Genomic DNA, 12,561 nt, shown 5'->3' with positions numbered 1-12,561 from the left:
TGATTTATTATTGAAGCTGTTGATAAATGTTAACCAATGCATTTGCTTCAGTTTCAATCGAATATTTATCACGAATTTTTTTTACCGCCGCGTTCGATATTTTCTCAGTTAAGCTCGGTTTTTCGATTAAAAAATTAAGCCTGTCAATTGCACTTTGAGTATCCTTAATGGGAATTAAATACCCGTCAACACCATCTTCGATTACATCCGGCCAAGCACCCGCTTGAGTCGCAATGACAGCCGCATCGCAACTCATAGCTTCAAGCGCAGTTAAACCAAAGCCTTCGTTGTCACTAAGCGCCATCACAATAGAACAAGCTTTAAACAACTCTGGAATTTGCTCAAATTTTTGTTCGCCTAAAAACACAATTTGTTCGGTTAAACCGGATGATGCAATTTTAATTTTAAGCTGCTCGACTAAGGCTTTATCATCCCAAGCACCGCAAATAATCGCTGTGTAGCCTGGCTGTTTCTTTAACACGGCTAAACAGGCATCAACAAAAATTTGAATCCCTTTTTGTGCCCTCACTCGGCCAAAAATACCAATTAGCTTTTGCTGGTTAAAGCCAAGCTTTTCAACCAGTTCAGCTTTGTTTGTAGCAGGCAAGTAGCGCTTGGTGTCTATTCCATGCGGTACAATAGCGCTAGGTGGAACTGACAAATAATTAGCGGCTTGAGTGCAAGTTGAAATCACAGCATCCATCTTAGACATCAAAAAACAAGTAAGTTTAGAGTGGTATCTTTGCGCTGTTGAAGTGAATAGGATTTTGATTTTGCAGCCAAAAAGATGTTTTAAAATCAGCGCCTGTATCATTTCATCATTGCGGCGAGCGTGATAAATACGAAATAACCCCGAAGGTAAAGGCTTACGGCAAAGCTTTACAGCCTGCCAAAATGTTAAAGTTGGTATGCTATTGTCAACATGGTGATTACCCAGAATAGCAAGTTTAATTAGTGTTTTTTGGATTTTACTTGTTTGTAGCATAGTAGAAGTGACACCAGAAAACTTAGGATTTGTATTGCCCAGAATCACTTGTGTTTCAAAATCTAACTTCAATTTATTCAACCTATCATTCAACACCAAGAAGCACTCAACTTAGTCAATAGTAAAATGACTAAAACATAATTTAACTGTCATCCAAGGTTAACAAAGACAGATTAAATTTTTGCGTCAACTAAGTATAAAATTTATGACGGCTGGTAAGTACGCCAACTAAACCAAAGTAAAAAATACGTCATCTTTATTTCACCAAAATTACACGATTTAAACTTAGCCTTACGATTAAATAAAGGATCCTGAGTTTAATATGAGCCAATTTATTTACAACCAACTACTAAGACTGTTATTACCACTCCTACTCCTAAGGTTAAAAAGAAAATCTAAAAAGCAACCTGAGTATGGATTTAGATGGGATGAACGGCTTGGTAAATCAGATATTAAGGTTGAAGCAAATGGCGTACTATTTCATCTAGCTTCATTAGGTGAAACCATAGCTGCAACGCCGATTATTGAAGCCTTTATCAACAACAATCCAGATACTGCTGTCACTATTACTAGTACAACACCAACTGGCTCAGAACAAATTAAACAAACCTTTGGCAATAGAGTCACTCATTGTTATCTTCCCTTTGATTTACCAATCATACAAAGACGATTTATTGATCAAATTAAACCGAGTTTATTAGTCCTGATGGAAACTGAACTCTGGCCAAATTTAATTCGTCATGCGAAACGATCTGGCGCGCAAGTTATGGTAATTAACGCTAGATTGTCAGAGCGCTCGGCAAAGGGATACAAAAAATTTGCCCCCCTGACACGACTAATGATGCAAAATATCGATTTGGTTTGTGCGCAATTTCAAGCCGATAAACTCAGGTTTCACCAACTAGGTTGTCATAGACATAAAATAATCAAAACAGGCAACATTAAGTTTGATACCACATGCTCTAGCCTACAAAGCGAAGAAACTTTAAAACTGAGTCAAGAATTGCAATTAAATCGCCCAGTTTGGTTAGCGGCGAGTACACACAAAGGGGAAGAAGAAGAAATACTAAAAGCACATGAGTCACTGCTAGAGCAGATACCTGATGCCCTATTAATTCTGGTACCAAGACACCCAGATAGATTTGATCAAGTTTACAATTTAACTAGGAAAACTTTCACTTGTAGCAGACGTAGCAAATTGATTCGAAATAAAAAGCTCAGAACGAACTGTGAAGTTTTAATTGGCGATAGCTTAGGTGAAATGATGACTTATATTGGACTATCCGATATTGTCTTTGTTGGCGGGAGTTTAGTTGAAAGAGGTGGACACAATCCATTTGAAGCCGCCTGTCAAAACAAAGCCATTATCACGGGCCAACATATTTTTAATTTTGAACAAAGTTACCAGATTTTAGCCGAAAAAAGTGCCGTTAAAATGGTAAATGACGCGACTGAGTTAGCACATCATGTAACCGGCTTATTATGTAATGATGAGCTTAGGCAAGCACTAGGACGTAATGCATTTGAATGCCAGCTAGCATTTCAGGGGGCTCAACAAAAAACCTTAACCTATATTCAACAACAACATTCTCTAGCTAAACTCAGAAAAACAACCGAAATAGCTAAGAACTATACTATGCAAAAATCATTGAATTAGCTGTCACCATATAATTAATTTGGTTAGCCGAAAAAATGATTTCCCTCTCGCTGTTAATTGAATTGAGAATTCAACGCATTTGTCGGAAAAAAGTCCCTCAAGAAAGCAAGTTATTATCTCGAGTTTAGGTTTTTTAGTCTCATCATAGTACTAAAATGTCTATTCTGAATTCATTTTTGTGCTAGATTAATATTTTAAAAACATGGATTGTTTATATGCTGCTGACTAGCCTAAAAAAAGTAAAAAAGAAGATTAAGTTTTCTATTCGACTAACCGTTGTAAGTATCTTTATATTTTCCACATTTGTCACCGCGACGGTTGCTATCAGTCTTCAATATTACTTCAGTGAAAAATTTGCAATTGAGTCTAAAGTTAAACTATTTAATCTAACCACGCAAAACACAGCAAACTATTTAAAACAAATAAACGAAAATGCTGAGAATACGATTCGAATTCTCTCCAAAAGCCAAGAGATCATAGATAAACAAAGTACGGATAAAGTAGCACTTCGTTCTTTGTTGTCACAAATAATTGAAACAAACCCTCTGCTTTATGCCTTATATGTCGGCTATGACAATGGACATTTCTACGAAGTCATAAATTTAAATACCAGCCAAACTGTGCGCCAACAATATCAAGCAAATGTCAGTGACAGATGGCTAGTTGTTGATATCCAAAATAAAATAAAAAAAACTCACTATTACGATGAAAACTTCAACTTAAGAGTCACCCGAACAGAAACAACAAATTACAATCCAAAAGAAAGAGTCTGGTTTACACAAGCTCAAGTGGACAAAGTAAATAAGACCCAACCCTATTTATTTAGTCATTTACAGGCTCCAGGGCAAACTTATTCAATCAGATTAAACAATAGCAACACAGTTTTAGCTGCCGATATCCCCTTATCCAATTTATCGGATTATTTAATTGAGCAAAATGAAACCAGCTTACTCGAAAGCGAAATGTATATTTTCAATCAATTAGGGGAATTAATTGCTTCCAACCAGAAAAATGAAACTTCTCGGTTACCAGAGTTGACGCCGCTAACACTCAATCAACAACAATTAGCCACTTTAACTAAGTACCCTAATATTTTTATTTCGAATGAAAGCAATTGGGCCCCCATCGACTTTAGTGTTGGTGGTGAGCCGCATGGCTACGGTATTGATTTACTCTATGCAATTTCAGAAATGCTCAATTTACCTATCACCTTTATTAATGGTTTTACATGGAGTGAATTAGTTGAGAAATTCGACAAGCAAGAAATCGATATGCTCCACTCCGTTTTTTATACCTCAACAAATAAAAATAAGGGCTTACTGAGTGAAGCGCTGTTAGAGCTACCCTTTTCAATTGTGACACAACCTAATTTGCCTATTATTACTGAACTTTCCGAACTTTCAAACAAAACGCTAGCCATTCCAAAAGGATGGTCAATCATCGAAGTAGTAAAGTCTAAATACCCCGAAATAAAAATTATTGAAGTTGCTGACACGAGAAGTTTATTGCAGCAAGTTAGCCAAGGAAAAGTCGATGCAGGTTTAGATAATGAAGTGGTTTTAAGATATATGCAAAACCAATTTTTCATCAAGAATATTCAATATCATTCATTGAGCCATTTGTCAGAAAACGTATTACCAAGTTCCATCCACTTGCTCGTCCAAAAAAATCAACAAGATTTAATTAATTTACTCAATTTTGCGATTAAGCAGATACCAGCAAATTACCTCGCAGCTTTAGACGATAAATGGTTAAATAATGGCCAAGTGAAAGGAATTAAAACTATAGGTACTGTGCCCTACTCTGAGTTGACGCAATTAATTAAACAGACATCTAATTTCTCTCAACTTTTGGAAGTCGAGTTAAATGAGGTAGAAAAATACGTTTATATGATGCCAATCAGCATTAATCAAAACAAGACAGATTATCTGGCGATTACAGTACCAAAGTCGTCGGTTTTGGCCTCAAGTCGAGAAAAAATAAAAGTATCCATCGCCATCACAACTGCAAGTTTATTACTGATTTTGCCTATTTCATGGTTTTTTGCTACACCGATAGTTTCACCAATTAAACGTTTGGTTTTAGAAAACCAAAAAATTAAAAACCGCCAATTTAGCCAAGTCACCACCATGGAAAGCAGTGTTATCGAAATTCAAAAACTAGCAACGTCTATGGTAGATATGAGTAAATCGATTCAAGAGCATGAAAATAATCAAAAAGCACTCATGGAGTCCTTTATAGAATTAATTGCCCAAGCGATTGATGATAAATCACCATATACAGCAGGACATTGCGAAAGAGTACCAGAGTTAGGCATTATGCTAGCGAAAGAAGCAGCATTAAATAATAATGCGCCGTTTAAAGATTTTAAATTTAATAATGAAGATGAGTTTAGGGAATTTAGTTTAGCCGCTTGGTTGCATGACTGTGGCAAAATAACCACACCTGAACACATAGTTGATAAAGGCACTAAATTAGAAACTATTTATAATCGAATTCACGAAATTAGGATGAGATTTGAAGTTTTATGGCGAGATGCCGAAATCAATTATTATCAAAATATGATTCAACATCCTGAACGAAAACTGGCGCTAAAACGTAAGCTAAAACGCCAACAATCTGATTTAATCAAAAATTTTTCTTTTATTGCCTCAACCAATGTTGGTGGTGAGTTTATGGATGAGAAGAATACGCAAAGGCTAGAGCAACTCGCTAAGATCACTTGGCAACGTAATTTTGACGATAAGATAGGTTTGTCACCCATTGAAGAGCTGAGAGTTTCGCTCGATGAAGAAAGGCTCCCAGTCACTGAACATTTATTATCTGACAAACCCGAGCATTTAATTCAACACGATAAAGCTATCTCTTACGACGAAAAGCACGGCATTAAAATTCAGCCACCTGCGTATAAATATAATCTGGGCGAACTGTATAATCTAAAAATAAAGCGAGGCACCTTAACTGCTGAAGATAGGTATAAAATTAATGAACACATTATCAGCACGATAAAAATGTTAGAGAATGTGCCATTTCCACCTGAGCTTTCTAAAGTGCCCAGATATGCTTCTACCCATCATGAGACTCTAATTGGTACTGGCTATCCTAGAAAGCTCAGTAAAGATGACCTATCTGTACCTGAAAGAGTACTCGTTCTAGCGGATATTTTTGAAGCACTCACAGCAGCAGATCGACCCTATAAAAAAGCTAAACCACTCAGTGTTGCAATTGATATACTAGCTAAAATGGTCAAAGATCAGCATGTCGACCAAGACGTATTTGAGTTATTTTTAACCTCAGGTATTTATTTAAAATACGCAAAAAAATATCTAAGTGATGCACAAATAGATAAGGTTGATATAACTAAGTACTTGAGTAAAGCGTAAATTTGGGCATTGCTCAAGCTTCAAGGTATAACATGGAACAACTTAAACAAAATATTGAACGAATCCTTGAAAAAAATGTAATTAACTTGCCTTTTTCTGTCTACACGTCAATCCAGCAACAACGGCTGTTAAATGTGCCTATTTTAAAGCCGACTTTAATTATTGTAATCAATGGTGAAAAGGTTGTCGGTAAAGAAACTCCTATTAGTTGCCAATCAGGTGAATTTGTCTTTTTAGCTGATACTTCCAGCTTAAACATGAGAAATATCCCCAAAGCACAAAGCTACTATGCGTTATTAATAGAATTTGAATTAGAAGATTTTAGTGGTTTTGCCCCACCAAAGCGTGTCGAAAAAAACATTTATAAAGGCCAAGTAACACAAAGCTTAAATTTATGTTTAGACCAATTTATTCAATGTGCTGAGTGGGCACCACAGGCTATCTTGCCATCAAGAAGACAAGAAATATTACACTTATTGTGTGAACTTGGGCACCAAGATATATTAGCTATGATTGCTAAATCCAACATTCGCCATCAAATACTCAAGTTATACCAAGCAGCTCATTTTCAAGATTTATCATTACCCTTAATTTGTACTAAATTAGCCATGAGCGAATCAACATTAAGACGAAGGTTAAAAACTGAAAACACCAGTTTACAAGAAATTAAAGACCAAACTAAACTCGGTTTAGCACTTCATTTACTGCAAACAACTGAAGACAGTATAGGCATCATTGCAGAAAGATGTGGTTATATATCCGCGGCTAGATTTAGCCAAAGGTTTAAAAGTCGATTTAACTTAACGCCATCTGAGCTGAGAAAAACTAAAATGGCAGATTAAGGCAAAAACTTGACGGCTTTTGTTAAAGCGTAAATAGCTAAAATACCTAGAATGGATAACACGATAAATCGACAAGCAAGGAATTAAAATGTCTAATTTAATTAAGTTTTTACCTGTATTAAGCCTTTTTTGCAGCGGTAGTCTGTTCGCTGATCACTTTACGCTAAAAAGCGCTGATATTGAGGAAAATCAGTACATGTCTAAAAAACATGAATTTGCTGGCTTTGGCTGTACCGGTGAGGATAAGTCTCCACAACTGAGTTGGAGTAACCCACCTAAAGGCACAAAAAGTTTTGCAATTACAGTATATGATCCCGATGCACCAACAGGTAGCGGCTGGTGGCATTGGCAAGTCATTAATATCCCAGTGAGTGTAAATCAACTCGATACCAATGCTGGCAGCGCTAAACAAAATCAGATGCCTACAGGTAGCAAACAAATACAAAATGATTACGGTGTCGCCGGTTTTGGCGGTGCTTGTCCGCCAAAAGGGCATGGCACCCACAATTATAAATTTACTTTGCATGCACTCTCAGTCGAAAAACTAGATATAGCAGAAAATGCTTCTGGTGCGCTAACCGGTTATATGATTAATGCAAATACGATTGAAACCGCCAGTATAACTGCTTTATATAAGCGCTAATTTTTTCAGGCAGCAGGCTAGTTATTCAATCAATAATGGCATTGGTTGAATAAGCCGCCTGCTCCAGTCTTATCCCATAGTTTTGTTCAAAACAGCACACCGTAAACCCCAATAAAGGTAAACCCACCTTACCAATAGTGTAATATTAAACCTAATAAAGTAACCAATTAATATTTAAAATAAGCTAAATTAGGTTTTATTTATGTTATTTATCCTCAATTCGGGATAACAACTTGCTTTCTTGAGGGTCTTTTTCCTGATAACTGCGTTGAATTCGCTAGTAATAGCCAACTATTACGTACGCAAATTCGCCTTGTTCTAAGACAAAATACCTTTCAATAAATAAAAAACTAATAATACCAATAACTTAATGAGGCTAGCTAATTTCTTATCCCGAGTTAAGGTTATTTAAACGAATGAAAAGTGAATTTATAATAAAACAACTGTCTAAATGATCATGTTGTCAGGCCAATTGTGTTGTGTTAATGTTTTAAATGTTAAGTAAATGTTTACATTTGAATACTTAACTCTGACACAATTAAACACATGGGATCATTCTTTTATGAAAAAAATAAATACCAAAACCAAGATGTCTGCAATATTTGCACTTTGTACTTCATCGTTAATTTCTTGTGGCATATCGTTTAATCTCGCAGCTGAAAATATCAACGTTTATTCTGCAACTGAGCTGCAAAATGCGCTTAAGAATGCGAACTCAGGGGATGAGATTATTGTCTACCCAGGTACTTATATAGGCCAAAAAGGTCTAGCAAATAGTGGAAGCAGCCCTGCTCACTTTTATAGTGACCGAAGTGGCACAGCTTCTAATCCTATTGTACTTAGAAGTTACGCTAAATCTGACAAGCAAACATTAAGAGGTGAAAATGTCGATTCTGGTTATATTTTGTATTTAACTGGTGATCATTGGTTGATTAAAGATTTGAAATTTAAAACAGCACAAAAAGGCATTATGCTTGAAGGCGCGAATTATAACAAAATTGATAATATTGAAGTGTCAGATATTGGCGCAGAAGCAGTCCATTTTCGAAAATCCAGTTCTTACAATAAATTAACCAACTGTTTTATTCACAATACAGGTAAACGCAGTGGTAAAGAAGGTTTCGGAGAAGGAGTATATGTTGGTACGCATAATGGTCATGAATCTGCCACCCTAGATTCGAGTAACTATAATTTGATTGGTGGTTGTACTATAGGGCCAAACATAACGGCTGAGACATTTGATGTTAAGTCAGGCACCAAAGGTACAGTGATAGAGTCAAATTACTTAAGTGGCAAAGGAATTATAGGTACAAGCGGTAACCCTGCTGCTGATAGTTTTGTCGATTTAAAAGGAACAGACGTTATTGTTAGATATAACAAAATGGATTGGGAAAACGACAATAATCTTGCCCATGCTATTTTTACCTACCAAGAACATAGATCGTCTAACATATATGACAATGAATTTGTCTTAAGATCCTCTTCTCCTATATTTAAAATTCTCGAAGAGACAGTTCACGCGAAAAATAACATTCGGTTAGACAGTGGTACTAAAGTCGTAGAAGCTACTTATCAATTAAATAAAATGGATGATCAATTGGATAGTTCGATTGAACAGGCATACCAAGGCCCTTATGCGTGCTTTGACGAGTTAACCAATGGTTGTGGCTCTACGCCTTCTGAAACAGATCCAGAAGATCCGACTAACCCTGAAACTCCAACTAATCAAGATGATGATTCTGCCAACAACACAGATCCAACTGGCTGTGATTCAACAATTTCGATTAACTGGAACAGCAAAACGGAAATCACTTTGTCTGGTGCAACTTGTATAGATTTTGGTCAAAATTTGTCAGGTGAAAATGTACAGTTTTGGGATAGTGATACCAATCCAAGCTGTGACTTTAGAGGCTCTATTTCGTCAATTGACGGTAGTGGCAGTGTAGAAATGACAAGTAAGTATACTAGCTCAAATGGCTTTACTGGCACTATCCTACAATTGGCTTCTAATAACAGCTGTAGTTATATAAAGGTACGCGCATACTAATGAGGTGATGCGATCGTAAAAACCCTACGTTTAGCTAGCTGTAACTCCTGCTGTAGCTGGCTAAAGTGTTGTTTAAACAGTTTATCGAACCCGCCATTTTTTACTAGCCTATCTAAACCTACTGCAATATCTTCTGCTAATTTAGGCTCCGAAGGAGTAACGTAATAATAAACAGGCAAATCGGTTTGTAGTAGAATATTTTGTTCAATGACCATATTGGGGTAGTTTTTGCTGCGACTATTAAATTCTTCAATCACTTCGTTTACCCCCCTCGGAAAGTAATCAAACCTGCCTAATTCCAACATTTTAAACAAACCTTCATAATTAGAACTAGTCACCAAGTTAAAGTTATTTTGTTCAAAAATACGAGTGATAGACCAAACATGCCCTGTACCTAACTTAAGTTTTTTAAGTTCATTTATATTAGTTATTTGGTCAAATAGCGGCTGTTTGTGCTTATTAATTAATAAGACTCGTTGCCCAAGTAAACCTTTTAATAAAGGCTGTTTTATAACAATTAAAGACTCATTCCATTCTTTGCGGGCAGCAGCCCACATGACGTGAACGTTAGTTCCATCATGCATTTGTCTTTCTGCTCTAGCTTCGTTCATAGGTTCACTAAAAATCACATTGTACTTACCTGGCGCATACAAAGTGAGCGCTTCAATCAATAATCCACTCGCATAATTACCACGTACGTCAATCGGAGAACTACTTGGAGTAACTAATAAAATCGTTTTACTAATAGCGGTATTTGGCAGAAAGCATATAAATATAACAAACCAGCTCAATAGCGCTAGTCTTACTGATTTTTCAGTAACTTGTTTATATTGTTTCATGATAAGGATCTTAATTGGCTTTATCAAAGTTTAGCAAAGTATTAACTTTTAGGATAAGAGTATTGCTGCATTAAGACTCTTTTGTTTTATTTAATGTTCTCAGTGCGCGAAAGAAAAACAAACTCGTAATGAAAATAACTTAACCTTTTGTTTTTAATATCTTATTAATTACGTTGACTCTCATTTTAAATAGCTAGATCGAAATAAATATCAATTCTTAGTCTTATTTGTTTAATTTGGAGTCAGTATGGCATTTGAAAGAATAATGGGTATCGAGGTTATCGATGAAATAGGTTATCAAAAATATCGCGAAAATATGTTACCAATACTGAATTCATTTGGTGGTAATTTTGGTTTTGATTTTAAAGTGAGTGAGGTTTTAAAATCAAAAAGTGACAAGCCAATTAATCGTGTCTTTACTATAGACTTTCCAAGTGAAGATGCCATGAAGCGTTTTTTTTCTGATCCGGAGTACGTTAAAATCAAAGAAAAATATTTTCAAAGTTCAGTAAAATCGATTACAACTATTTCTCTGCAAGAAAAAAGTACGCAACAATAAAAATCCGGGAATTTAATAACTTAGCAGTTACACAGAATACGTTACAGGGTCTCATTCTAAATTAGTTGGTGCCTAGTCAATATCACTAGGCTGGCTATATTTGCTTTAGAAAAGCTCGTTATTTTAAGCTTTCTAACAATGCTTTAGCTTCAAGAATTTGTTGCTCATCACCACTATCGATTACGTCTTCTAACGCTGTTTGTGCACTTTCATAGTCATCAATCTCGAGATAAACTCGAGCTAAATCTAGTTTAGCTTGCATGCCATTGCTATCTTCTTTATCAACATCGACTAGTGAAATATCTTCTTTTTCAATAAACTCATCTAAACCAACATCTTTTAATGGTTCACTGTAAGGCTCTGCGTCGAGCTCTGCATATTCAAACTCTTCTAAAAGATCTTCAACATCCACTAACCCTTCTTGTTCAAAGTCAGCTATATCATCAACTATTTCAGTTTCAACATCGTCGCTTTCTTGACTAGCTTCAAGCTCTATAGATTCTTCTTCAGCTGCAAGTAGATCATCCATGTCTAAATCAGCTAACACTTCATCTTTATTTGATTCTGGTACAGCGTCGCTATTTTCTTCTATCGTTAGCTTTTCAAGTAACTCATCAAAATTAGTATTTTCAAATTCATCAATTTCTTGTAATTCAGCGGAATCAACAACTAGGTCGCCAGGAATTGCATCTTCATCGACTTCCGTTTCGTCACTTTCCTCAAGATCAGCTTGCAGTTCATCAAAGTCAGCATTGAGTAATGAGTCTAATTCCTCATCTTGGATTTTGCTATCCAGGGTTGAATCAGCCGTATTTAAACTCTCTTCTTCTGACAATAATTCATTAAATTCGGATTCAAAATGGTCGTCCAGATCTAATTTTTCAGTCGGAGAATAGGTTGAGGCTTGATTCGTTTCTGTCTCAGAATCATCTAATAAACTGTCTAAAGATAAATCAGCAATATCGTCCAGATCAGAACTGAGTTCTTCGTTGTCATCTTGAGCACTAGTTGTTTCAGCTGATAAATCTTCAACTAAATCATCAAAGTTTATTTCATCTTCTATTTGGTTTTCATCTAAAACCAAATCGCTATCTATCTCAAGTTCTTCTAGATCTGTGTCTGTTTCCGCATCTAAACTAAAATCGTCACCGAGTTCAAATTCGTCCGATATTTCAGTTTTATCGCTTTCTAAATCTGATTCTGGCTCTTCGATTTCAAGATCGTCTAATTCAGTCGCGTCTTCTAGTGCTGCAGTTAAATCGCTTTCTAAATCTGAATCTGGATCTTCGGTCTCAAGATCATCTACAATTAACTCGTCTTTTACTAAATCAGTATCTGATTCCGCATCTAAGCCAAAATCTTCATCGAGTTCAAATTCATCGGCTAGTTCAACTTTGTCGCTGTCCTGCTCAATTTCAAGATTGTCTAATTCAGTCGCGTCTTCTGGTGCTGCAGTTAAATCACTTTCTAAATCTGATTCTGAATCTTCGATTTCAAGATCATCTTCAATTAGCTCGTCTTCGACTAAATCAGTATCTGATTCCGCATCTAAGCTAAAATCTTCATCTAGTTCGAATTCATCGGCTAGTTCAACTTTGTCACTATC

General features: G+C 35.9%; 9 protein-coding genes. 6 read left to right on the top strand and 3 right to left on the bottom strand.

Going from position 1 to position 12,561, the window contains the following annotated elements; all coding sequences use genetic code 11:
• Positions 1-7 precede the first annotated feature (7 nt).
• Positions 8-1,057 carry a glycosyltransferase family 4 protein gene (locus XM47_RS10250; protein WP_048692239.1) on the bottom strand — a complete coding sequence of 350 codons (1,050 nt, stop codon included), beginning with the start codon at positions 1,055-1,057 and terminating at the stop codon, positions 8-10.
• Between the two features lie 250 nt (positions 1,058-1,307).
• Between XM47_RS10250 and waaA the strand changes: the two genes are divergently transcribed.
• From waaA to XM47_RS10225, 5 genes are all read left to right on the top strand, one after another.
• Positions 1,308-2,642, top strand: a complete 1,335-nt coding sequence (waaA, locus tag XM47_RS10245; protein ID WP_048692237.1) for a lipid IV(A) 3-deoxy-D-manno-octulosonic acid transferase — start codon at positions 1,308-1,310, stop codon at positions 2,640-2,642.
• A gap of 215 nt (positions 2,643-2,857) precedes the next feature.
• Positions 2,858-6,025, top strand: coding sequence for an HD domain-containing phosphohydrolase (locus tag XM47_RS10240; protein WP_048692235.1), 3,168 nt, complete (start codon positions 2,858-2,860; stop codon positions 6,023-6,025).
• Positions 6,026-6,057: 32 nt separating this feature from the next.
• Positions 6,058-6,867 carry a helix-turn-helix transcriptional regulator gene (locus XM47_RS10235; protein WP_048692234.1) on the top strand — a complete coding sequence of 270 codons (810 nt, stop codon included), beginning with the start codon at positions 6,058-6,060 and terminating at the stop codon, positions 6,865-6,867.
• 88 nt (positions 6,868-6,955) lie between these two features.
• Positions 6,956-7,510, top strand: a complete 555-nt coding sequence (locus tag XM47_RS10230) for a YbhB/YbcL family Raf kinase inhibitor-like protein (RefSeq protein ID WP_048692233.1) — start codon at positions 6,956-6,958, stop codon at positions 7,508-7,510.
• A 562-nt stretch (positions 7,511-8,072) separates the two neighbouring features.
• Positions 8,073-9,557: a polysaccharide lyase domain-containing protein gene (locus XM47_RS10225; protein ID WP_048692394.1), complete on the top strand. Its 1,485-nt coding sequence runs from the start codon at positions 8,073-8,075 to the stop codon at positions 9,555-9,557.
• Here the strand turns inward: XM47_RS10225 and XM47_RS10220 are convergent.
• Positions 9,554-10,396, bottom strand: coding sequence for a type 2 periplasmic-binding domain-containing protein (locus XM47_RS10220; protein WP_048692232.1), 843 nt, complete (start codon positions 10,394-10,396; stop codon positions 9,554-9,556). The two genes, XM47_RS10225 and XM47_RS10220, sit on opposite strands and share 4 nt — an antisense overlap.
• Positions 10,397-10,643: 247 nt before the next feature.
• On the opposite strand from XM47_RS10220, the gene XM47_RS10215 reads away from it, so the two are divergent.
• A complete protein-coding gene (locus XM47_RS10215; RefSeq protein ID WP_048692231.1) occupies positions 10,644-10,955 on the top strand; it encodes a DUF1330 domain-containing protein in 312 nt (103 codons plus the stop codon).
• A gap of 118 nt (positions 10,956-11,073) precedes the next feature.
• Here XM47_RS10215 and XM47_RS19185 read toward each other — a convergent pair.
• On the bottom strand, positions 11,074-12,561 hold a 1,488-nt coding region (locus XM47_RS19185), incomplete at its 5' end, for a FimV/HubP family polar landmark protein (protein ID WP_281175811.1).

It is taken from the genome of Catenovulum maritimum (assembly GCF_001050375.1).
Lineage (GTDB): Bacteria > Pseudomonadota > Gammaproteobacteria > Enterobacterales > Alteromonadaceae > Catenovulum > Catenovulum maritimum.
The sequence above is the reverse complement of the archived record's forward strand: the minus strand, read 5'-3'. Positions and strand labels throughout refer to the sequence as shown.